Below are 22530 nucleotides of genomic sequence, written 5' to 3' on the forward strand. Positions count from 1 at the left end.
GCCCAGCGCTCGCGGGTCCGCACCAGCTCCGGATAGACGCCCAGGCTGAAGGCGTTGAGGAAGTAGCCGTGGGCACCCCCGGGGCCGTCCGGGCCCGCCTTTCCGTCTCCTCTTTGATCATCAAAATTTGCCTGCTTTGCCCGTATATGGCAGGTGATAACGCCAGAAAGGGACTTTTTGCGGTGCGGTGGAAGTTGCCACGGCGCCACCCGGAGGCTTATAAGAGGAAGGTGGCCGAGGCGATTCCGGGAATTCCGTGGACTGCCGCCATGGAGGTTTCCCATGTTTCTGACTCCGTCCGACACGGAGAAATTGCTGCTGAGTGTTGCCGGAATGGTCGCCCGTGACCGGCGGGCGCGGGGCGTGCGCCTCAACTACCCCGAGGCCGTCGCGCTGCTCGCCTGCTGGGCGATGGAACGGGCTCGCGAAGGGGCTCGCGTCGCCGACCTCATGACCGCGGGCCGATCCGTCCTCACCCGCGCTGACGTGCTCGAAGGCGTCCCGGAGATGCTGCATGACGTCCAGGTCGAGGCGACCTTCCCCGACGGGCGCAAGCTCGTCACGATCACCTCGCCGATCCCGTGATCCCCGGCGAGATCCGGACCGGATCCGGCATCCTGCACATCAATTCCGACCGCCGGAAGATTAAGCTCACCGTGGTCAACGACGGGGATCGTCCCATTCAGATCGGATCCCATTTCCATTTCTTCGACGTGAATCCCGCACTTTCCTTCGACCGTCCGTCGGCGAGGGGATTCCGGCTCGATATTCCCTCCGGTACGTCGCTGCGCTTCGAGCCCGGCGTCGGTGCGGAGACCACCCTCGTCGCGCTCGGCGGCCGCGGGACGGTGCCCGGCATCGTCGTCCCCGCCGGGCCGGGGGCCGGCACCACAGTGAAGGAGGCCGTGTGACATGGCACAACTGACCCGCGCCGCCTATGCGGCGCTCTACGGACCCACCACCGGTGACCGCGTCCGGCTCGCCGACACCGACCTCTGGATCGAGGTCGAGGAGGACCGCTGCTTCGGCGGCGAAGAGGCCGTCTTCGGCGGCGGCAAGTCCATCCGTGAATCCATGGCCCAGGCGACCACCTCGCGCGCCGAGGGCGCCCTCGACCTCGTCATCACCAACGTCGTGGTCCTCGACCACTGGGGCGTCGTCAAGACCGACGTAGGTATCCGGGCTGGCCGGATCGTCGCCCTCGGCCGCTCCGGCAACCCCGACATCGCCGACGGGGTCCACCCGGACCTCGTCATCGGGCCCGGCACCGACGTCGTCTCCGGCGAGGGCCGCATCCTCACCGCCGGGGCCGTCGACACCCACGTCCACTTCCTCATGCCGGAGACCCTGCACGAGGCCCTGGCCACCGGCACCACGACCGTCATCGGCGGCGGCACCGGAGCCACCGAGGGGTCCAAGGCCACCACGGTCACCCCCGGCGCCTGGAACCTCGCGATGATGCACCGGTCCCTGGACCGCGTCCCGCTCAACGTCATGCTCTTCGGCAAGGGCTCCACCGTCGGCGAGGAGGCCCTGCGCGAGGCGGCGCTCGGCGGAGCGGGCGGCTACAAGGTCCACGAGGACTGGGGTGCCACCCCCGCCGCCATCGACGCCGCACTGAGGGCCGCCGACACCTACGGCCTCCAGGTCGCCCTGCACGGCGACAGCCTCAACGAGGCCGGCTACGTCGAGGGGACCCTCGACGCCATCGCCGGCCGCGGCATCCACGTCTTCCACGCCGAGGGCGCCGGCGGCGGCCACGCACCCGACATCATCACCGTGGCCTCCCACCCCAACATCCTCCCGGCGTCGACCAACCCGACGCTCCCGCACACCGTCAACACCGTCGACGAACACCTCGACATGCTGATGGTCTGCCACCACCTCAACCCGCGGGTCCCCGAGGACCTCGCCTTCGCCGAGTCCCGCATCCGGGCCACCACCATCGCGGCCGAGGACATCCTCCACGACATCGGTGCCCTCTCCATCACCTCGTCCGACGCCCAGGCCATGGGCCGCATCGGAGAGGTCATCTGCCGCACCTGGCAGGTCGCCCACGTCATGAAGCAGCGCTTCGGTGACCGCGGCAGCGCCCTGCCCGCCGACAACGAACGCGCCCGCCGCTACGTCGCCAAGTACACGATCTGCCCCGCCGTCGCCCATGGCATCGACCACGTCGTCGGCTCCGTCGAACCGGGCAAGCTCGCCGACCTGGTGCTCTGGGACCCCGCCTTCTTCGGGATCCGCCCTGCCGCCGTCATCAAGGGCGGCATGGTGGTGTACGCACCCCTCGGCGACGCCAACGCGGCGATCCCCAGCACCCAGCCCGTGCTGCTGCGCCCCACCGCGGCCGCCGAGGCCGCCCCGCACCTGTCCGTCAGCTTCGTCGCCCCGGCCGCCCTGGCCGACGGTCTGGCCGAACGCCTCGGACTCGTGCGGGAACTGGTCGCCGTGCGCCCCACCCGCCACCTCACCAAGGCCGATCTGCCGAACAACACCGCGCTCCCTGTCATCGAGGTCGACCCGGAGACCTTCGCCATCCGCATCGACGGGGAGCTCGTCGAGCCGTCGCCCGCCACCGAACTGCCGCTGACCCAGCGGTACTCCATGTTCTGATGGCTTCCCTGGCCTCTCTCCTGCTCGGCGACGGGCGGCTCCCGGTCGGCGCGTACACGTACAGCGCGGGACTCGAACCGGCTGTGGCCGCAGGCCTCACCCGCGACCGGATCCCGGCGCTGCTGAAGGCCCGGCTCCACACCACCGCCGTCACCGAGGCGGCCGCCGCCGTCCTCGCGCTGCGGGCCGCCGGCCGGGAGCACGTCGACTACGAACCCCTGCAGCAGGCCCTCGCGGCGCGGACCCCCGCCGCCCCCCAGCGCGAGGTGTCGGCGGCGCTCGGCCGGGGCGTGCACAGGCTGGCCCGCCGGCTGGCCCCCGACCACCCGGCGGTCACCGCACTGGCCACCCTGAGCCCCCGGCCCCTGCGGCCGGTCACGCTCGGCGCGCTCGGAGCCGTACTGGAGGTCACCGAGGAGGAACTGGCGCACGCCGTCGTCTACGACGAACTCCAGACCGTCGCCTCCGCCGCCCTGAAACTCCTGCCGGGCGACCCGCTGGACTCGGTCGCCTGGATCCTCGCCGCCGAACCCGACGCGGCCCTGGCGGTGACCGCCGCCCTCGCCGTACGGAGTCCGGACCGACTGCCGGCCCGTACGGCCCCGCTCACCGAACAGTGGGCGCTCGAACACGCACGACGCGAACGGAGACTCTTCCTTGCCTGACAACGACACCACCCCCGCGCAGCACCCCAACCCGCACTTCCACGAGCCGCTCAACCAGCCCCGCGCTCTGCGCCTCGGCGTCGCAGGGCCGGTCGGCACCGGAAAGAGCTCGATCCTGGCCACCCTGTGCCGCGAGCTCGCCGGCGAACTCTCCATGGCGGTCGTCACCAACGACATCTACACCGACGAGGACGCCCGCTTCCTGCGCTCGGCGGGCGTCCTGCCCACCGAACGCATTCGCGCCGTCGAGACCGGTGCCTGCCCGCACACCGCGATCCGCGACGACGTCAGCGCCAACCTGGACGCCGTCGAGGATCTGGAGGAGGCGTACGGACCGCTGGACCTGGTCCTCATCGAGAGCGGCGGCGACAACCTCACCGCCACGTTCAGCCCGGCTCTCGCCGACGCGCAGCTGTTCTGCATCGACGTCGCCGGCGGTGGCGACGTGGCCCGCAAGGGCGGGCCCGGCATCACCGGCGCCGACCTCCTGATCATCAACAAGACCGACCTCGCGCCCCACGTGGAGGTGGACGTGGCCGCCATGGTCGCCGATGCCGAATCGGCCCGCGGCGGACTTCCGGTGCTCGCCCTCTCGAAGAAGGACCCGGCCTCCATCGCCGAACTCGCCGACTGGGTACGGTCCTTGCTCACCCGCCACCGCGCCGGCTCCCATGTCCCCACCGACCCCGGCCCGATGGCGCCCCACAGCCACAGCCACCCGTGAACGAACCGACCGTCGTCGCCGTCGAGCGGGACCCCTCGGGCCGCCATCTGGCGCGAGAGCTGAGGCCCGGCGCGTTCCTCGCGCCCCGCCCCCTGATGCCGGAGCAGGACCGGATGCGGATCGCGTTGGTCGGCACCCGGGCCGGGCTGCTGGCCGGCGACGACCTCGGTCTGCGGATCTCGGTCGGCCCGGGCGCGCGCCTGGAGCTCGTCGAGCCGGCCGGTCTCGTCGCCTACGACCACCGGGGCGGAAGCTCCCGCTGGCAGGCCCGTGTCGACATCGCCGAGGGAGGTGAACTCCTCTGGAAGGGACTCCCGTTCGTCGTGTCAGGCGGTGCGGACGTCGTCCGCGCGATGGATGCGCGGCTGGCCGCCGGGGCCCGGATGCTGTGGCGCGACACCCTGGTCCTCGGCCGGTCGGGCGAACGCGGCGGGAGCCTGCGGGCCACCACCCGGGTGACGTACGACGGCCGGGAACTCCTTGTCGAGGACCTCGACCTGACCGACCCCGGACTGCGCGAACTGCCGGGCGTTCTGGGTCCCCACCGCGTCGTCGGCGCCGTCACCGCACTCGGCGCGACCCCGGCGGGCCCGCCGCACCCCTATCGCGCCGACCTGGCGGGCCCGGGCGCGCAGGTGCGGCTGCTGGACACGGTCGCCCCGGCCGTCGAGGCGGAGCTGACCGCGGTCTGGGATTCCTGGCTCGCTGATTGATATGCACCATACATAAAGAATGTATGGTGCATATGGAAGGCGTGGGGCAGGGGCCGCGGCGCCGGAAACAGCGAGTCGGAGGTACAGCGCAATGACACTGGAGAACAAGGTCGCCGTCGTCACCGGAGGAGCGTCGGGGATCGGCGAGGCCGTCACCCGGGTCTTCGTCGAGCGCGGCGCCCGGGTCGTGGTCGTCGACCTCCAGCAGGAGGCGGGCGACGCCGTCGTGGCCGACCTCGGTGGCGCGGTGGCGTTCCTCCGGGGCGACGTCTCCGACCGGGCGGTCGCCGACCGGGCGGTGGCCACGGCCGTCGAGCGCTTCGGCGGGCTGGACATCCTGGTGAACAACGCCAGTGCCTCACGCGTTCGGCCCTTCACCGAGCAGACCGAGGACGACTGGAAGCTCGCCCTCGACTCCGGCCTCTTCGCCACCCGCAACTTCATGCTTGCCGCTTACCCCGAGCTCCGCAGGAGCCAGGGCGCGGTGATCAACTTCGGATCGGGCGCGGGCATCGACGGACAGCCGAACCAGGCGTCGTACGCCGCCGCGAAGGAAGCGATCCGCGGACTGAGCCGGGTCGTCGCCAACGAGTGGGCGGCCGACCAGATCCGGGTCAACGTCGTCGCGCCGATGGCGAGGACCGCAGGCGTCGCCGCCTGGGCCGAGGCCAATCCCGAGCAGTACGCCCTCTCCGCCGCCAAGGTCCCGCTCGGCCGCTTCGGTGACCCGCGCACGGACGTCGCCCCCGTCGTCGCGTTCCTGGCGAGCGACGACGCCCGTTACATCACCGGCCAGACCCTGATGGCCGACGGCGGCGCGATCAAGCTCCGCTGACCGCGTCCGGGGCCTCCGCTCCCGCCGCCCGGCGGCCGCGGGCCCCGGCCCGCGTCACGGCCGCCCCGCACACCAGCGCCGGAGCCGCCGCCAGCGCGAAACACAGCGGAAGCGGCAGCCGGTCCACGAGCAGTCCGACCGCGGCGGTGCCGCCCGAGGAACCGGCGTTGAACGCCGTATTGACCCAGGCGCCCGCCTGGGTGCGCCGGCCGGCGTCCACGGACTCGTCGGCGATCAGGTACGCGGTCGTGAGCGCCGGGGCCACGAAGAGCCCGGCGACCGCGGCCGTCGCGATCAAGACGTACAGATGCGGTGACACCCCGGCCGCCATCAGCGCCGCGCCCAGCGCCGCGGCCGTCACCGGCAGTCGCACCCGGCTCGCGGACTTCCACCGGACCGCCCCGTGGACCAGCCCGCCGACGGCGCTCCCGGCCGAGAGCGCGGCCAGCACCCAGGACACGGCGGCCGGCTGCTGGAGCCGTTCCGTGAAGGCCACCACCAGCAGATCGAGCGCCCCGAGACACAGACCCACGGCGGCCGTCACCAGCACCGCGTGCCGCAGGGCTGCGACGCCGTGCAGCCGCAGCCGGGGCGCGGCGGGCGCACCGGCCGGAGCATGCGCCTCGCGCTCGCGGGACACGGCCGGCGACGACACCAGTGCCACCGCACCCACGAACACCAGCGCGGCGCCGGCCAGCACACCGGCCGCGGGCCGGCCCGCCCGCACGATCACACCGACCAGCAACGGGCCGGTGACGTACAGCAGTTCCTCGGCGACACCGTCCAGGCTGTACGCGCGCCGGAGCAGATCCCGGTCCGGGACGAGGTCGCTCCACAGTGCCCGCATGACCGGACCCAGCGGCGGGGTACAGGCACCCGCCGTCACGGCGAGCCCGCCCAGGACGAGAGGCGGCGCACCCGGATGCCAGGTGGCCAGGGCGATCACGGTGAGCAACGCCGCGTACAGCCCCGCCATGGGCGGCAGGACGCGACGCGGCCCGTGCCGGTCGATCAGGGCTGCGCGGGCGGGGGAGAGGGAGACGCTCGCGGCCCCGAACAGGGCCATGGCGCCTCCGGCGACGGAGTACGAGCCGGTGGCGTCCTTGATCGCGAGCAGGAGTGAGAGGGGGACGATGCCGTACGACAGCCGCCCCAGCAGCGCGGCGGCGAAGGTGCGCGCGGCATGGGGGGTCCGTAGGACAGCAGCGTACGAAGGCGCGCGCGAGGGCGCGGAAGAAGGCGTGAGCACGATGACGATTCCTCGTGAGGGCAGCGCGGGAACGCGGCGCTGCGGGCATGCGGGGACACCGGAGTGCCGCACCCGGGACAGCGGGTGCGGTCAGTGCGGGGTCCTACGCACGAGGAAGAGGCATGCGGGAAAATTAGCAGAGGCAGCGGCGCGGCGGCAGGGGCCCTATCCGGTGATGTCCGGATTGGCCACCAGGATGTCCTCGGCGGCCGTCCACAGCCGGGGCAGGAACCGGGTGACCTCTTCGCGACGGGCCAGGATGTCCGCGGTGCCGGTGATTCCGGTGAGTTCGGCCACGGCCGCCTCGAACGCGGGCAGCCGCGCGGCGTGCAGCGCCGGGTCGTCCGCGGCCAGCACCGTGTGGCAGCGGGCGAACGTCGCGACGATCCAGAAGACCGCCTCGCGGTGCTCACCCCGGTCCAGGAGCTCCAGGCTGCCGTCGACGGCGATGGGGCGAGCCTGCGCGGTGAGATCGCTGCTGAAGAAGAACGGGGTGCGCGCCACCGGGACCGTGGCGTCGAACGTCCGTGCCAGCTCGCCCACATGGTGCCGCACCCGCCGCCCGGACACGTCGGCGCAGCCGAGGAGCTCCAGCAGCTCCCGGTACAGCTCCGGCTGCCCGTACCCACTGAGCACTTCGCGCACAGCGCGGTAGCGCAGCCGGACGGTGGGGTTGCGCAGGGCGGCGACCAGCAGGACGTGCGTGGTGACCCCGGTGGGGAACATCCAGGCCGGCACCTGCTCGTGAAAGGGGGCGGACGCGTCGAACGCGGCGAGCCGGTTCTCGACGCGGTGCCGGGCGTCCAGGCACCGGCGGCGCACCCAGCCGCGCTCGGCGAAGCGGGGTGAGACGGACGCGTACAGAGCGCCGAGCCCGCCGGTGGGATCGTCGATCACCGTGTCGACACGGAAGCTGCCCGCCAGGTGGTAGGAGGTCAGCACGGTCTCCGGGTCGCCGAGCTCCGCCAGCGGCACGTAGGTGATCTCCAACAGGGCTTCCTCGTACCGGAGTTTGCCGGGCTTGGCGGGCGGGTCCGGCTCCTCCGTGACGACCACCACGTCGACGTCGGACGAGGGCGCCAGCTCGGCGTCGTCCGGCAGGCCGACCGTCGACCCGCTGAAGTACGCCCCGCGATAGCCGGGGGCGGAGCGGGCGTGGGCGGCCACCCAGTGGACTGCGGCGGCGCGTGCCGCTCCGACTCTCACGTGCGCAACTCCTCGGGGCGGGGCGGGGCGGGGCGGGGCGGGGCAGAAGGGGCGGGCTCCGGGCGCCGCCCCTTCTCCGACTCCTACGGGGTGCGCCCGCCGTTCGTCAAGCGGTTCCCTCAGGTCCCGCGTTCGCGCGCCGGCGCCGGGTATGGTCGGTTTCGTTCCGCAGACCCGTTCCCGATGCTCCCCGGTGAGGTTCGCGATGAGAAAGATCATCTACTCCATGTCGATCTCCCTCGACGGCTTCATCGAGGGCCCGGACCGGGACATCAGCTGGCACCGGGTCGACGACGAACTGCACCGCTACTTCAACGAGCGGATCGCCGCGATGGGCGGCTTCCTCCACGGCCGTGTCGTCCACGAACTGATGGCGGACTTCTGGCCCACCGCCGACCAGGACCCGGCCAACGCCGGGCCGACGGCCGACTTCGCCGTCATCTGGCGGAACATGCCGAAGTACGTCTACTCCCGGACGCTGGAGCGTGCGGACTGGAACACCACCGTCGTTCACGACGTCGTCGCCGACGAGGTGAGGGCGCTGAAGGAACAGCCCGGCGGCGATCTCGCGGTCGGCGGCGCCGACCTCGCCGCGTCCTTCGCGGCGCTCGACCTGATCGACGAGTACTGGGTCTACGTCCACCCGGTCCTCATCGGCAGGGGGAAGCCCATGTTCCCGTCGACGGACACCATGACCTCACTCCGGCTCGCGGGGACGCGGACCTTCGGCAGCGGCGTCGTGGAACTGCGGTACGAGCGCGCCGAAACGTCGTCGCGGGACTGAGCGTCGCGGGCGTATGGTCGTGGCCGGTCCGGACCGGCGAAGGGAAGCACATGGCACTGGAGGCCGACGACCGCCTGGCGGTCATGGAGCTGATCGCCCTGCACGGGCACCTGGTCGACGACGGCGAACTCCACCGGCTGGAGGAGCTGTTCACCGACGACATCGTCTATGACGTCACGGACCTCGGCCACGGATCGCTGACCGGGGTGGACGCCTTCCGGGACGCCGCGCTCGCCATGGGCGCACGCAACCCGGTCGGGCACCATGTCACGAACATCGTGCTCACCGACCTCGGCGACGGCCGGGTGGCGGCCCGTTCCAAGGGCATCGGCATCAACGCCGACGGCACCAGCGGCAGCGTCACGTACGAGGACACGGTCGTCCGGGGCGACCGGGGCTGGCGCATCAGCCACCGCAAGGTCATCGCCCGGCGCACACCCCTCAGCGCCTCGTGAGGCGCCCGCCGGGCGGCGGGCGCCTCCGGGAGAGTGCTCAGGCCTCCAGCAGCCCCGAGGTGTCGAGCACCTGACGGATCGCCCGGCCCGAGGCCAGCTCCTCCATCGCGTGGTTGACCTCGTCCAGCGGGAGCGTCCCGGTGTGCATCTCCTCCACCGGCATCAGCCCCGCCCGCCACAGATCCAGGAAGCGGGGGATGTCCCGGCGCGGAACCGCGTCACCCATGTACGAGCCCAGCAGGGACTTGCCCTCGCCCGCGAAGGCCAGGGCCGGGACCTCCAGGACGCGGTCGGGGGCGGGCAGGCCCACCGAGACGACCTTGCCGCCGCGGGCCACGGCTGCCAGGCACTCGGCCATGACCTTCGGGCTGCCCACGGCCTCCACCGCCACCTCCGCCCCGCCCGACGTCAGTTCGCGGATCGCGCCGAGTGCCTCGTCGGGGGCGTACGTGTGCGTCGCGCCCAGTCGCAGGGCCAGTGCGCGCTTCTCCGGGACCGGGTCGACGGCGACGATCGGGTACGCGCCGGCCGCCCGCGCCCCGAGCACCGCCGAAAGGCCCACGCCGCCCAGCCCGTAGACCACCGCCGACTGGCCGGGGCGCAGGGCGGCCGTGTTGATGACCGCGCCGGCGCCCGTCAGGACCGCGCAGCCGAACATCGAGGCCACGGTGAACGGGATGTCGCGGGGGATCGGCACCACGGACTCCTGGGCCACCACCGCGTACGAGGAGAACGCCGAGACGCCCAGCTGGTGGTGGACCGTGGCGCCGGAGGCGTCGGTCAGCAGCGACGGGCCGTGCAGCAGCGCGCCGGCCCCGTTCGCCGCCGCGGCCTGCGCGCACAGGGCGGGACGGCCCGCCGCACAGTCGGCGCAGAAGCCGCAGCTCGGCACGAAGACGAGGGCGACATGGTCGCCGGGGGAGATCCGGTGGACGCCGGGTCCCGTCTCCTCGACCACGCCGACCGCCTCGTGGCCCAGGGCCATCGGCAGTGGCCGGACCCGGTCGCCGTTGACGACGGAGAGGTCCGAGTGGCACAGGGACGCGGCCGCGACCCGGACCAGGACCTCACCCTCGCGCGGGGCGCCGAGGTTCAGCTCCTCCACCTCGACCGGACGGGTCTCCGCGTACGGCCGGGCGGTCGATATCCCGCGCAGGACCACGGCGCGGGTCCTCACGCGGTCACCTCGTCGCGGGGCGCGCAGCGCAGGACGTCGCGGCTCTCCAGGAGCGGGACGACCTTGCCGAGCACGATCTCCCGGAAGTGCGGGGTCGCGCAGTGCGCGGTGAAGTCGGCCTCGGTCACGTACTCCTCGTAGAGCACGATCGCGCGAGGGTCCTCGGTGCCCTGGTGGACCCGGTAGGCGAGGTTGCCGGGCTCCTGGCGGGAGGCGGCGGCCATGGTGTCGAGGAGCGGGAGGACGGTGTCCTGCTCGCCCGGCCTGGTGCGGTAGCGGGCTACGACTACGTATGTCACGTCGGTACTACTCCTGGGGTGGGACTGGCCTCTTGAGCGCGGCCGGCGGGACCGGCGGAAGCTGGTCGCGGCGCAGATGCCAGAGGCGGGGGTCGGACGTGGCGGCCGCGGCCGACCCGAGGGCCAGCGCGAGCGCCACGTCCGCGGGGCACTCCACGAAGCCCGCGGCCACCGACGGGGACATCGCGCGCTGGGCCTGCGCGCTCATCCGGGCGATGATCGGGGCGGGCATGACTTCGACCAGGTCCGGCGCCCCGCGCGAGATCGCGTCCGTGGAGCGGCGCAGATTGGACCGGTCGGTGACGAACACCTTCATCATCGTCAGGAGGCCGAGCGGGCGGCCCTTCTCTATGAGCGAGAGCCGGGTGCTGACCACGCCGTGCGCACCCATGTTCTTGATGAACTCCAGCGCGCCCCGGTCCTGCGCGAGACCGGGGCTGCTGTCCACGTTCACGAACACGAGCTTCCCCGCCCGGGCCAGCGCCGGCACGACCTGGGGCAGCTGCCCCACCGCGAACGAGGCGAGGATGCACACCTTGGCCGGTGCGGTCAGGAACTGCCGCAGCGGCTGGGTGCCGACGACCGACGCGATCACGGGCACCTCGGCGAACGCCGAGGTGAGCCGGGGATCGAGCGGTGCGCCGGAGCGGGACGGGGAAGGGGTCATGGTGGGGTCCGGACCTGACTGGGAGGGGTTCGTTGCTGCTGGGTCAGCTCAGCGGAGACGTACCGAATCGGCTGGGAAGGCCCAGTTTGCCAGGGTTGAGAATGCCGGCCGGGTCCAGGGCCGCCTTCACCGCGACGAGCGTCGCGAAGCCCGCGCCCAGGGATTCCTCCAGGTAGGGGCCGCGCAGCAGTCCGCAGCCGTGGTGGTGGCTGAGTGCCGCCCGGTGCCTGATGAGTACGCCGTTGGCGGCGTCCCACACCGAGCGGTACCAGTCGCGCCGAGCCTCGGGTGCCACTTCGCCGCGCAGCGAGAAGTAGACGCAGGCGCCGTCGGTGTACGCGTGGGACTGGTGGGCCGAGGCCGCCAGGGTGCCCTCCACCGACTGGATCGCCGCGACGACCTCGTCGTAGATCACCGGGAGGTCGGCCCAGGAGGCCGCCATCTCCAGGGTGTCGGCGACGAAGCCGGGACCCGGCTTGAAGCCGTCGGCGGACTTGCCGACGATCATCCGCTCGTCCAGCCAGCGCTCGAAGACCGCCTTGGAGTCCAGCTCCGGGCCGTACGCGGAGCAGACCTCGGCCGCCACCTTGATCGAGGCGTCCACGATCGCCGGGTCGCCCTCGTCGGCGATCAGCAGGAGGTTGGTCTCCGGGTGACCGAAGTGGGTGCCCGACTCCAGGGCGTCGTACAGCCGCAGCACGGCCGGTGTCGCACCGCGCTGCATGATCTTGCGGCAGGCGTCCAGGCCCTCGGCGAAGGTCTCGAAGCCGAACGCGACGGCGTTCGCGTACTCCGGCAGCGGGTGGACGCGAAGCCGGGCCGAGACGATGACTCCGAGGGTGCCCTCGGAGCCGATGAACAGCTGGCGCAGGTCCGGGCCGACGGCGGCGCGGGCGTAGTCGCCGTACGTGGCGCGGGTGCCGTCCGCGTGGATCACGTCCACGCCCACGACCATGTCCTCGATCTTGCCGTAGCGCGTCGAGAGCTGACCGGCGCCGCGGCAGGCGATCCAGCCGCCGACCGTGGAGACGGCGAACGCGGACGGCCAGTGGCCGGTCGTGACGCCGTACTCCTCCTGGAGCTGCTTCTCGAAGAGGTCGCCGAACATGCCGGCCTGGACGTCCACCACGTTCGACTCGGCGTCGAAGCCGGTGATCTCGTTCAGCGCGCACACGTCCAGGACGACGCCGCCGAAGACGGGCAGTGCCGCACCAGTGACGTTCGAGCGGCCCGCGGACGGGGTGACCGGGATGCCCGCCTCGTGGCAGATCCGCAGCACGGCCGCGATCTGGTCCGCGTCGGCCGCCTCGACGACCACGGCGTCAGGCGTCGCGGGACGGCCCTCCGTCTCGCCGATCATCGAACCGGCCCACCAGTCACGGGTCCTGGTGACGACCTCGTCGCGCTCCACGTGCACGGCGTGCGCGGCCCCGCGCAGCGCCTCGATCACGGTGTCGGGGACCTCGACCGGGTTGACCTGGAGCGCGGCCTCGCCGTCGCCGATCGGGGTGTTCTGCGCCCACTTGGCGAAACTGGGGGCGCCGATCGTGTAGTTGCCCCGGTTGAACGGGTGGGTGATGGTCTGACGGCTGATCATGCTGCTGCCCCTTCGAGGAGTACGGACTTTTCGTGACGGACGGCCGCGAGGTAGTCGGAGACGGAACGCTCCACCTCGGCCTCCGTGAGGTTCAGTTCGCGGCCGAGGATCGCGCCGACCGCGCCCGCCGCCTCGGCGGAGGCGTCGCGGGCGAAGAGCCGGGCGCGAAGCCGCCGGGAGAGGACGTCGTCGACCGAGCGGGCGAGCTCCGCGCGGGCCGCGTAGACGACCTCGGCCTTCGTGTACGGGAGTCCCGCGACGACGGGCTCGGCCAGCGTCGGGTCCTCCTGGATCAGGTCGCCGACGAAGCGGGCCTCGGTGCCGAAGCGCTCGCCCAGATGGGCGGCGATCCCGCCGGACGCGGCCACGGCCTCGGCGTCGTAACCGGAGCCGCCGAGCAGCGGAAGGTCGCTGGTGCGGCTCTTCCCCCTGCGGCCGAGGACCGTCATCACCTTGTCGATGACCAGCTCGCCCATGTGCCGGCTGGTGGTGAGCTTGCCGCCGGTCACCGTCACCATGCCGGTGCGGCCGACGCTGATGTGGTGGTCGCGCCGCATGTCGAGCGTCGCGCCCTCCTTGCCGCCGACCAGCGGACGCAGTCCGCCGATGGAGCCGACCACGTCGTCCGGGGTGAGCTTCCCCTCGAAGGCGGTGTTGGCGCCCTCCAGCAGGAAGTCCATCTCCTGGCGCGTGCAGTGCACGTCGTCGGGGGAGCCCTGGTAGTCCTCGTCCGTGGTGCCCAGCACGACGCTGTTGCCCCAGCGGGTGCACGTCGCGCGGCGGGCCCGGCCCGGAATCGGCACGGTGACCGTGCAGTTGATCCGTACCTTGTCCCACGGCACCACGATGTGCACGCCCTTGGCCGGGCGCACCTGCGGCCGGTGGCCGTCGACGGCCTTCGCGTCCAGCTCGTCGGTCCACACCCCGGTGGCGTTGACGACGGCCCGCGCACGGATGTCGACGCTGTCGCCGTCCACCTCGACCCGGGCCCCGGCCACCTTGCCGGCCTCCATCAGCAGGCCCTCGGCCTTCGCCCCGTTGAGGACCGTCGCGCCGAGCGCCGCGGCGGTCCGCACGATGGTCAGGACGAGACGGGCGTCGTCGGTGCGGGCGTCGAAGTACATCAGCCCGCCCTTGAGGTTCTCCGCGCGCAGCGTCGGCGCCTGCGCGAGGACCTCCGGGACGGTCAGCCGCTGGTGGAGCTTGCCGATCCGCCAGCCGCCGACCAGGTCGTACGTCCACAGCAGACCCTCGAAGCCCTTGGCGAGACGGGCGTCGAAGATGCCCTCCTTCTCCAGGATCGGGAAGAGGAACGGCAGCCGGTGCACGAGGTGCGGGGCGTTCTTGCGGAAGCGGTGCCGCTCCAGGAGCGAGTGGCGTACGAGATTGACGTTGCCCTGCTCGATGTAGCGCAGACCCCCGTGCACCATCTTCGAGGACTTCGACGACGTGCCGGAGGCGAAGTCGTCCTTCTCGACCAGCGCCGCGCGCAGCCCGCGCGAGGCGGCGTCCAGCACGGCGTACGCCCCGGTGATGCCGCCGCCGATGACGAGTACGTCGTACGTCTCGTCGGCCAGTTGCCGCTTGGCCGTCGCGCGGTCGAGCAGCAGGGGGGTGCGGCGGGTCGCCGCGGCACTGCGCCGCGGTTTCCGGGCGGGCATGGTGATCACAACATCAACTCCTGGTGTTTCGGTGCGGCGGCCGCGTGGTCGGGTGTCCGGCCGCCGCCTGCTGACGGTGAGGGGCCGTCAGTGGGGGGTGAGAGAGGTGAGCGCGGGGTCCTGGAGATGGCCGATCAGCACGTCGCGCCAGGCGGCCCGCTGGGCGGCGCGTTCGTCCGCGCCGGTGGAGGGTTCGAAGATCCGGCCGTGCGGCTGGGACTCGACGATCTCCTCGAGCGAGCCCCAGAGACCCTGGGCGACCCCGGCCAGATAGGCGGTGCCGCGCAGGCTGGCGGTCGCCGAGTCGGCCACCCGCTCCAGGGGCAGGCCGGTCAGGTCGGCCTGGATCCGCATGAGCGGGTCGCTGCCCGCGACACCGCCGCCGACCCGGAGCCGGGTGAACGGGGTGCCCATCGTGGCGGCGACCCCGTCGACGAGGTCGCACACCGAGTGCGCGATGCCGTCCAGCACGGCGCGGGCCAGATCGGCGCGGGTGGTGGCGAGGGTGAGCCCGGTGAGGGCCGCGGTGGCCTCCGGGTGCCAGACCGGCGTCCGGACCCCGGCGAGCGCCGGGACGAACCGCGGGGTGCGGCCGGGCCGGGTGGGGACCCGGCCGGCCTCCTCACCGAGTTCCTTCGGCGAGGCGAACAGGCCCAGGTCGTCGCAGAGCCAGCGCAGCGCCGAACCCGCCGTGGAGGTGTAGGCCTCCAGGCTGTAGTGGCTGGTGCCGCCCTGCCGGTAGCCGGGCTGGGCGAGCACCCCGGAGATGTCCGGCCGGGGCAGGGCGGGCGTGGTGCCGGTCGCCGCGTCGACGAACGCGCCGGTCCCGTACATGCACATGCCCTGCCCGGCGGCCAGGCCGCCGAGCGCGATCAGTGCGGCGTGCTGGTCGCCCATGGAGGCGGCCAGCGGGACGGCGATGCCGAGGGCGGCCGGGTCGGTCGTGCCGAATCCGGCGTCGTCCGAGCGGAGTTCCGGCAGCAGGTCGAGGGGGAAGCCGAGGTGGCCGATCCACTCCTCGTCCCAGGCGTGCCGCTCCAGCAGGTAGCCCCCGCTGGACGCGGCGTTGGTCGGGGTGGTGGCGTGCACGGCGCCGCCTGTCAGGCGCCAGATCAGCCAGGTGTCGACGGTACCGAAGAGCAGCCGGCCCTCGCGGTGCGCGGCGGCCACCTCCGGGTGCGCGGCGATCTGCCGGGCGGCCCAGAGGAACGGCGCACGGGCGCCGACCGGCCGGCCCTGCCGGGCCAGCAGGGCGGCGTCCCACCGCGCCTCGTGAGCGGTGAGCTCGGCGGCGTACCGCCGGTCCTGCCACACCACGGCGGGCAGCAGCGGCTGCCCGGTGACCCGGTCCCAGAGCATCGCGGTGGCCCGCTGGGTGGAGAGGGCGACGGCGGTGAGCTCGATCCCCTCCGCCCGGGCCGCGCCGACGGCCCGGCGCGCCACGTCGAGGGTGGCGGTCCAGATCTCCATCGGATCCTGCTCGACCGAGAGGTCGTCCGGGTGGCTGACCGCGATCGGCCGGTAGAACACCTCGTGCGCCACGCCGGAGTCGAGGACGACTCCGGCCCTGGTGCCGGTGGTGCCCTCGTCGATGGCCAGCACACCGCGCCGGGGGGAGGCGCCGGGGAGCGTCTGCGTCATTGCAGCCCTTTCATTGCGAGCATCGCGAGCTGTACGGAGGGGGAGAGGGACCATCGTGTGGTGCGGCAGGCACGGCGGACGGTCAGCGCGCGGTGACGGACTCCGCGTGTTCCGGCGCATCGGTTGCCTGCTGCGCCGCGGCCTCGTCGGGGGAAGCGGCCTTCATCGGGTCCCACTTGATGGCCAGGCAGGTGATCATGCCGAGCAGCGGCACGACGGAGAGCACCAGGAAGGTGTCGGCGAGGCCGAGCGACTCCTTGATCTGCGGGAAGAGGTACAGCCCGGCGACGCTGCCGAAGCTGCCCACCATCCCGGTGACGCCGGTGCCGAGCGCGCGCACATCACTGCTGTACGAGAGTGCGGCGATGGACTTGCCGTTGGCGCCGGGGCCGGCGGAGTGGCAGAGGATGAACAGCACCGGCAGCAGGAACGCCACGGCCGTCGGGACCTTCTCGAAGGTCAGCCCCATCGCGATCAGGGCGACGAACACCCCGGCGAACCCGGCGGCGGAACTGAGCCGCAGCCCGAGCCTGCGGCCGAAGTACGCGGACAGCAGCCCGCCCGCGATACCGAAGGCGTTGAAGACCATCGAGCCGATCGTGGCCTTCTCGAAGCTCTCGCCGAAGATCGTCAGACTGATCAGCGGGAGGTACCAGCCGACCGCGAAGTACTGCATCGACTGTCCGAGCGAGATGACCGAGGAGAGAATCGTGCGCGGCAGGTACTCGCCCTTGAAGAGCACCCCGGCCTGGCGGAAGCCGATGGCGGGTGCGGCGGTCGCGGCGCGGGTCGCCGCGTCCGGCTTCCCGGCGACGGCCTTGATCCCGTAGATCCGGTCCAGGTTGAGGACTGCGTCGTCCAGGCGGCCCTTGCTCGCCAGCCAGGTGGGACTCTCCCTGAGCATCAGCCACTGGCCCACGAGCAGCGCGACGGCGACGACGGCGGCGGAGCCGACCGACCAGCGCCAGATGTCCGCGCCGACGTCCAGGTTGAAGAAGAGCAGGGCGAGCGCGAGGTTGCTGGTGGTGGCGACGTACCAGACGGCCTGCCACAGGTTCAGCCGGCCGCCGAGCTTGGCGGGGGTGTACTCGGCGAGCAGGGCCATGGCGACGGCGAAGTCGATGCCGTACGCGACACCCACCAGGACCCGGCCGAGCCAGACGACCGTGAAGTCACCGGCGGACGCGGCGAGCAGGGCGCCCGCGATGGCGAAGACCTTGGCGATGAGCAGCGGGGGGACCCGCCCGATCCTGGTGGCGAGCCAGCCGCCGACCGGGTTGAAGATGATCGCCAGGGCCGGAGCGGTGGCCGTGAGGATCGAGACCTGCGTGCTGGTCAGCTCCATCTGGGACGTCATCGGCCCCAGACCGGCGCTCAGCGCCGCGTTCGAGTAGGCGTCGAGGAACAGCCCGCCGAACACGAGGAACCAGATGACTTGCGCCCGGCCGGTGATCTTTCCCAGCCCATCGATGAGCGCAACGACGTCGGCGACGCCTTTGACGCTCGGACGTTGTGCCATGAATCCGCCTTCGAGGAAGACCCATCGGCGGCACGGGGAGCACAAAAAAACAGGCATGACGAAACCACCGACAGGTGGTCTATGTCTGTGCCTGTCAAAACACTGCGGAAAGCGCCGCAGCACGTGAAGTGCGACTACACGAGGAGGTTAAGAACGAGTCAGGAGAAACGTCAAGGGTTTCCGGCAGGTTACCCAAACGTGACGAGGGGCCCCCGGGGCCCTCCCGCCGACGACCGGCCGCCCCGGCGGCAGGAGGGCCGACGACGTCGAGCGGCACCCCTGTCCGCGCCGCCGGGCCGGTCGCGGCTCACCCGGCCGCCCGCGCCGGCCGCCCGCCCGCCGGCATCCGCATTCAGGCTCGGACCAGTCGCAGCGCCTGCTTCATGTTGTACTCGGCGATGCCCGCCATGAACGCACGGTCGGGGAAGTCTCCGTCGAGCAGCCGCAGCGGTCCGGCCGTCAGCGAGAGCCGTTGAGCGAGCATGTAGAGCGCGAGCCGGTCCTCGTCCAGGCCTTCCGTCCTCAGGGGCCGGTAGGCGTCGTGCAGGCGGATCCGCAGAAACACGTGCTCCCACTCGACATCGAAGTAGAGCAATCCCTCGATGTCGATGACCACGGGCTTCCCGTCCGCGTCCACCAGCACGTGATCGGGCCCCAGCTCGCCGTGCACGACCGCGTACTCCGCACGTGGCCGCACCGCCGCCGCCAGGCACAGCAGTCGCTCCTCCAGCCGGTCGCGGGCCCCCGCGACCCGCTGATCGCGCGAGGCCGCCTCGGCGAGGTCCCGCAGGGCGCGGTCGAGGACCACCGCCTCGCACGACGTACCGCGCGACGATCCGCCCCCGTCGACCACGGCCACCTTGCCGTACGCCGGTGCCCGGTGGTCTCGCATCGCCTCCAGCGACCGCGCGAGCCGGGCCATGACCGGAGCGGCCGCGACCGGGTCGCGCGCGAGCAGCTCCTCCAGCTTCTTCCCCGGGACGTCCTCGACGATCGCGAGATCGGCCGGGCAGTGAGCGCCGTCGCGGTCGACGAGACGGATCGCCGGAACGCGGACGCCGAGCGCGTCCAGCCGCGCGTGCGCGGCCTGGAACAGATCGAGCGCGAGGCCGGGCGAGAACGGATCGGCGAGGTCGTCGTCTCCCTCGGCCGCGGGCCAGTAGTTCTCGGCTTCGTCCCACAGGTAGGCGATCGCCGTCGTCGCGTCGTCCATCACCAGGCGGTACACGCCCTTCTTGCTGCCGCCCGTGATCCGCTCGACCGCCTCCAGCCGCCGCCCGCCGCCCAGCGCGGCTCGCGCCGCACCTGCCAGTTGCTCCCTCGTCCCCGCCCTGGGCGCCACGTTCCGAACCGCCTCTCCGTCACGACAACCCGCAAAGGCGCAAACCTACGGGAGCGGCGGGGCCGGTGCGACGGGGTTGTGGAGCGCTCGCCGCGTGGACCGGGGCGTGCGAAGGGCGGGGCGGTGCCGTGCGCACCGCCCCGCACGTGACCGTCTCCGTCAGCGGCCCGCCTGAAGCGCCGTCCAGGTGCCCGGACCGACGATGCCGTCGACCGTCAGGCCTCGGCTCGTCTGGTAGGTGCGCACCGCGGTCGCCGTCCCCGGACCGAAGCTCCCGTCGGCACCGACCGTCGAGCCGAGCGCCGCGGTCAGCGCACGCTGGAGCCGCTTCACGCCGTCGCCCGAGGCGCCCTCGGCGAGCGTGGGCGTGGTGCCGGCGGCCAGCAGAGCCGTCCAGGTCCTGGCACCGACGACGCCGTCGGCGTCCAGCCCGCGCGCCGACTGGAACGCCGTCACCGCACCCTTTGTGGCCGGACCGAAGCTGCTGTCCACCTCGCCCGCCGGATAGCCCTGCGCGTTCAGCAGCGTCTGAACGGCCTTGACCTGGGCTCCCGTCGAACCGCTGCGCTGCGTCGCGTACGCGGTGAAGCTCAGCCCGTCGCCCGTGTCGCCGCCGCCGGTGCTCCCGCCGACCAGCTCCATGTAGCGGTTCCAGTCCCAGTAGGGTCCGGGGTCGGTGTGGTCGTTGCCGGGTGCCTCGCTGTGCCCGATGATGTGCGCCCGGTCCTTCGGGATGCCGTACCGGTCGCACAGGTAGGCGGTCAGGGCCGCCGATGACCGGTACATCGAGTCCGTGAACCAGGACGGGTCGTCGATGAACCCCTCGTGCTCGATGCCGAGCGCCGAGGCGTTGGCGCTCCGCGCGTGGTACGCGGTGTCGCTGTCGCGCACCATCTGGGTGATCTGGCCGTCCGACGAGCGCACCACGTAGTGGGCGCTCACCTCGGACACAGGGTCCTGGAACCAGCTGATCGAGCCGGCGTACGAGCCCTGCGTGACATGGACGACCACTTTGTCGATCGTCGCCGAGCGGCCCGTGGCGTAGTTGTTCGCGTTGGCAGGGACCCAGAGCGCCGACGGGTAGTCGGTGCTCCGGGTACTCGCGTCCGCGGCGGTGGCCTCGCCCTTCTGCGGCGACACCGGACGGCCCGTCACCGAGACCGCTTCGCCGTCCGGCGTCACGGTGTCGAGTCCGTCGGCGAGGAAGGTGTAGACCGTGTCGGCGTAGAGGGCGGCGGCCGGGCCGTCGCTGCCGCTGTACCGGGCGACAGCCGGGTACCAGGCGTCGAGGTCGTCGCGGTCCCGGGCGTCGAGCCCGAGCTTGTCCGCGTAACCGCGCAGCACTGCCGCGCCACCCATGATGTTGGCCGCCGTGTCGGCGCGGAGCTCGGCCAGGGGCTCCCCTGTGAGGTCGGCCGCCTGCTCCAGCGTCCGGTTCACGGGGTTGCTGACCAGGTGCATCACGCCGTAGCCGTTGGCCTGGCTGGGGCGCCCGGAGTGGCCGTCGAGCCGGGTCTCGCCGTATCCGACGGCGGTGAGCAGATCGCGCGGGACGTCGTACGTCTCGGCGGCCCGCTCGAACGCCCGGTTCATCGGGTGCCCGGTGTCCGTCGAGGCGAGGGCCGGGGTGCCGGTCGCGGCCAGGACGGTGGCGGTGAGGGCCGCCAGCACGGAGGCGCGGGCCTTGGTGTGGGCGGCGGCACGTGTGGGCATACCTGCTCCTGCTCTGTGGGGGAGAAAGAACGGCCCCCGGGCCCGGATGGGGTGGGCCGAGGGGTCGCGAAGCCCGCTCAGGCTATCCATCTGTTCGGAGCATGACAATCATATCGAGGCGTGTCGAACTCCCTTTCACCTCAATGGAGTTGCGGTAAAGGTGGCCGGGATGCAGGCACCGCGCCGCACCGTCCGGACCGCGCCGTGGCGGCGCGGTCCGGACGGCGGGTCCTACCAGCGGTCGCGGTGGATGACGTCGGCCACCGGGCGGCGCCGGACCGGCCCGAAGTTGCCCTGCGGCCATCCGACGGGAATGGCCGCGAAGGTCTCCATGTCCTCGGGGATGCCGAGCGCTTCCTTCCACTCCTGCTCCAGCATCAGATGCCAGATGGTGATGTTCGCCGCGAGCCCCAGCGCCCGGGCGGCGAGCAGGATGTTCTGGACCCCCGGGTACACGCAGGACCCCTCGGCGAGCGCCTGGAAACGGGTCTGGGTGGTCATCATGTGCTCGACACCCGCCGGACCGAGCGCCTGTGCGTAGGCGGCCAGGCCCTCCTCCTCCATCCGGGGCTCCGGGAACCGGTAGCAGGGCACGATCAGCGCCGGTGTATCCGCGAAGTGGTCACGCTGGTACTCGATCGCGGCGACCATCCGGCCGTACGCCTCGTCGTTCATGCCCTCCGGCGCGTACTTCCCGGTCGTCGCCAGATACGCGTCCACGCACCGCTTCCACAGCGGCGCGAGACGCGCCATCACCTCGCGGTCCGTCACCACCACGTACTCGTAACACTGCATGTTCCCGCCGCTGGGACCCCAGACCGCGGCCTGTATGAGCTGCTCCAGCGTCTCGTCCGGCACGGGCTCCGGCTTGAGACGGCGCATCGCGCGCATCGTGGACATGGTGGAGAACAGGGCCTCGGCCTCGGCCGTCACGGCTGCCTGAGTCGTTTCGATCGTCATGATCGCGGAGTTTACGGGCGAAGCCCTGCCGTGAGGAGGCCCGTTGATCAGTCCGCGGCCGGAGCGGTCCGTCGCAGCCGGACCACAGGGATGTCGCGGTCGGTGCCGCCCCGGTACTTCGCGTACCGGGGGAAGACCTCCACCAGATGCGGCCAGACCCGTTCCTTCTCGTCCGCGGACAGCGTCTCGGCGACGGCGGGGAACCGCTCGGGGCCCACCCGGAGTTCGACGGACGGGTTCGCCCGCAGGTTGAGGTACCAGAGCGGATGGCTGTCCGCGCCGCCGTTCGACCCCACGACCAGGTAGTCGTCGCCGTCCCGCCCGTACATCAGCACCGTGCGCCGCAGCGTGCCGCTGCGCCGGCCGACGTAGTCGAGCAGCAGGCAGGGGACACCGAGCTGCGTGGTGCCCTTGGTGCCGCCCGACGACTCGTACAGCTCGGCCTGCTTCGCCACCCAGGTGCTCGGGCTGACCTGTGCGCGCGCCTCGTTGTCGTTCTCCGCAGCCATACCGGTCTCTTCCTCTCGCGTGCCCTGCGCCCATCGTCGCACCCCGGCGGATTCGCACACCTGGACAGCCCCCCACCGCACGGGGGAACGCGGGCCGGACCCGCCGCCGGCAGGGCGTATAAAAGATTCCTCCGGACCAGCCGGCGTCCCCCGACGGCACTCACACCTTCACGCGGCAAGGCGTCACCGCGTACGACA

Annotated in this window: 22 protein-coding genes and 1 pseudogene; 9 read left to right on the top strand and 14 right to left on the bottom strand. The window is 72.2% G+C overall.

Features of this window, described 5'->3' with window-relative positions:
* Positions 1-209: pseudogene (locus tag ABT025_RS32990) on the bottom strand (hypothetical protein); the annotation flags it as partial.
* Between the two features lie 73 nt (positions 210-282).
* Between ABT025_RS32990 and ABT025_RS32995 the strand changes: the two are divergent.
* The 7 genes from ABT025_RS32995 (at position 283) to ABT025_RS33025 (ending at position 5553) form a co-directional block, all read left to right on the top strand.
* A complete protein-coding gene (locus ABT025_RS32995) occupies positions 283-585 on the top strand; it encodes an urease subunit gamma (protein WP_327708170.1) in 303 nt (100 codons plus the stop codon).
* On the top strand, positions 582-911 hold the full coding sequence (gene ureB, locus ABT025_RS33000; RefSeq protein ID WP_351002325.1) for an urease subunit beta: 330 nt from the start codon (positions 582-584) through the stop codon (positions 909-911). The genes ABT025_RS32995 and ureB overlap by 4 nt, the downstream gene beginning before the upstream one ends.
* A gap of 1 nt (position 912) precedes the next feature.
* Positions 913-2616, top strand: coding sequence for an urease subunit alpha (locus ABT025_RS33005; RefSeq protein WP_351002326.1), 1704 nt, complete (start codon positions 913-915; stop codon positions 2614-2616).
* Positions 2616-3281, top strand: a complete 666-nt coding sequence (locus ABT025_RS33010) for an urease accessory protein UreF (protein ID WP_351002327.1) — start codon at positions 2616-2618, stop codon at positions 3279-3281. Before ABT025_RS33005 ends, ABT025_RS33010 begins: the two co-directional genes overlap by 1 nt.
* A gap of 67 nt (positions 3282-3348) precedes the next feature.
* Positions 3349-4005: an urease accessory protein UreG gene (ureG, locus tag ABT025_RS33015; RefSeq protein ID WP_351002354.1), complete on the top strand. Its 657-nt coding sequence runs from the start codon at positions 3349-3351 to the stop codon at positions 4003-4005.
* Positions 4002-4718 (top strand): urease accessory protein UreD, encoded by a 717-nt coding sequence (locus ABT025_RS33020; RefSeq protein ID WP_351002328.1) that lies wholly within the window; start codon positions 4002-4004, stop codon positions 4716-4718. Before ureG ends, ABT025_RS33020 begins: the two co-directional genes overlap by 4 nt.
* A 91-nt stretch (positions 4719-4809) precedes the next feature.
* Positions 4810-5553 carry an SDR family NAD(P)-dependent oxidoreductase gene (locus tag ABT025_RS33025; protein WP_351002329.1) on the top strand — a complete coding sequence of 248 codons (744 nt, stop codon included), beginning with the start codon at positions 4810-4812 and terminating at the stop codon, positions 5551-5553.
* Here the strand turns inward: ABT025_RS33025 and ABT025_RS33030 are convergent.
* Both ABT025_RS33030 and ABT025_RS33035 read right to left on the bottom strand, forming a co-directional pair.
* Positions 5540-6805 carry an MFS transporter gene (locus ABT025_RS33030; protein WP_502972082.1) on the bottom strand — a complete coding sequence of 422 codons (1266 nt, stop codon included), beginning with the start codon at positions 6803-6805 and terminating at the stop codon, positions 5540-5542. The two genes, ABT025_RS33025 and ABT025_RS33030, sit on opposite strands and share 14 nt — an antisense overlap.
* 162 nt (positions 6806-6967) lie before the next feature.
* Complete coding sequence (locus tag ABT025_RS33035) at positions 6968-8008, bottom strand: hypothetical protein (RefSeq protein ID WP_351002331.1); 1041 nt, start codon at positions 8006-8008, stop codon at positions 6968-6970.
* A gap of 205 nt (positions 8009-8213) precedes the next feature.
* Between ABT025_RS33035 and ABT025_RS33040 the strand changes: the two genes are divergently transcribed.
* Together ABT025_RS33040 and ABT025_RS33045 are read left to right on the top strand one after the other, a co-directional pair.
* Positions 8214-8792, top strand: a complete 579-nt coding sequence (locus ABT025_RS33040) for a dihydrofolate reductase family protein (RefSeq protein WP_351002332.1) — start codon at positions 8214-8216, stop codon at positions 8790-8792.
* Between the two features lie 50 nt (positions 8793-8842).
* Positions 8843-9247 carry a nuclear transport factor 2 family protein gene (locus tag ABT025_RS33045; protein WP_351002333.1) on the top strand — a complete coding sequence of 135 codons (405 nt, stop codon included), beginning with the start codon at positions 8843-8845 and terminating at the stop codon, positions 9245-9247.
* 37 nt (positions 9248-9284) lie between these two features.
* Here ABT025_RS33045 and ABT025_RS33050 read toward each other — a convergent pair whose 3' ends face one another.
* From ABT025_RS33050 to ABT025_RS33100, 11 genes are all read right to left on the bottom strand, one after another.
* Positions 9285-10424 carry a zinc-binding dehydrogenase gene (locus ABT025_RS33050; protein WP_351002334.1) on the bottom strand — a complete coding sequence of 380 codons (1140 nt, stop codon included), beginning with the start codon at positions 10422-10424 and terminating at the stop codon, positions 9285-9287.
* Positions 10421-10723 carry a putative quinol monooxygenase gene (locus ABT025_RS33055; protein ID WP_351002335.1) on the bottom strand — a complete coding sequence of 101 codons (303 nt, stop codon included), beginning with the start codon at positions 10721-10723 and terminating at the stop codon, positions 10421-10423. The genes ABT025_RS33050 and ABT025_RS33055 overlap by 4 nt, the downstream gene beginning before the upstream one ends.
* 7 nt (positions 10724-10730) lie before the next feature.
* Complete coding sequence (locus ABT025_RS33060) at positions 10731-11390, bottom strand: glycerol-3-phosphate responsive antiterminator (protein ID WP_351002336.1); 660 nt, start codon at positions 11388-11390, stop codon at positions 10731-10733.
* Positions 11391-11433: 43 nt separating this feature from the next.
* Positions 11434-12987 carry an FAD-binding oxidoreductase gene (locus ABT025_RS33065; protein WP_351002337.1) on the bottom strand — a complete coding sequence of 518 codons (1554 nt, stop codon included), beginning with the start codon at positions 12985-12987 and terminating at the stop codon, positions 11434-11436.
* Entirely contained in the window at positions 12984-14657 is a 1674-nt protein-coding gene (locus ABT025_RS33070; protein ID WP_351002338.1) for a glycerol-3-phosphate dehydrogenase/oxidase, read from the bottom strand. The genes ABT025_RS33065 and ABT025_RS33070 overlap by 4 nt, the downstream gene beginning before the upstream one ends.
* Before the next feature lie 78 nt (positions 14658-14735).
* A complete protein-coding gene (locus ABT025_RS33075) occupies positions 14736-16289 on the bottom strand; it encodes an FGGY family carbohydrate kinase (RefSeq protein WP_351002339.1) in 1554 nt (517 codons plus the stop codon).
* Between the two features lie 82 nt (positions 16290-16371).
* On the bottom strand, positions 16372-17808 hold the full coding sequence (locus ABT025_RS33080) for an MFS transporter (RefSeq protein ID WP_351002340.1): 1437 nt from the start codon (positions 17806-17808) through the stop codon (positions 16372-16374).
* A 352-nt stretch (positions 17809-18160) separates the two neighbouring features.
* Entirely contained in the window at positions 18161-19150 is a 990-nt protein-coding gene (locus ABT025_RS33085) for a phosphotransferase family protein (RefSeq protein ID WP_351002341.1), read from the bottom strand.
* Positions 19151-19309: 159 nt separating this feature from the next.
* Positions 19310-20863 carry a peptidoglycan recognition protein family protein gene (locus tag ABT025_RS33090; RefSeq protein WP_351002342.1) on the bottom strand — a complete coding sequence of 518 codons (1554 nt, stop codon included), beginning with the start codon at positions 20861-20863 and terminating at the stop codon, positions 19310-19312.
* 231 nt (positions 20864-21094) lie between these two features.
* Positions 21095-21823, bottom strand: a complete 729-nt coding sequence (locus ABT025_RS33095) for a nitroreductase family protein (protein WP_351002343.1) — start codon at positions 21821-21823, stop codon at positions 21095-21097.
* Positions 21824-21870: 47 nt separating this feature from the next.
* Positions 21871-22332: a nitroreductase family deazaflavin-dependent oxidoreductase gene (locus ABT025_RS33100; protein WP_351002344.1), complete on the bottom strand. Its 462-nt coding sequence runs from the start codon at positions 22330-22332 to the stop codon at positions 21871-21873.
* Positions 22333-22530: the final 198 nt, after the last annotated feature.

Source organism: Streptomyces sp. NPDC002809 (assembly GCF_040295435.1).
GTDB lineage: Bacteria > Actinomycetota > Actinomycetes > Streptomycetales > Streptomycetaceae > Streptomyces.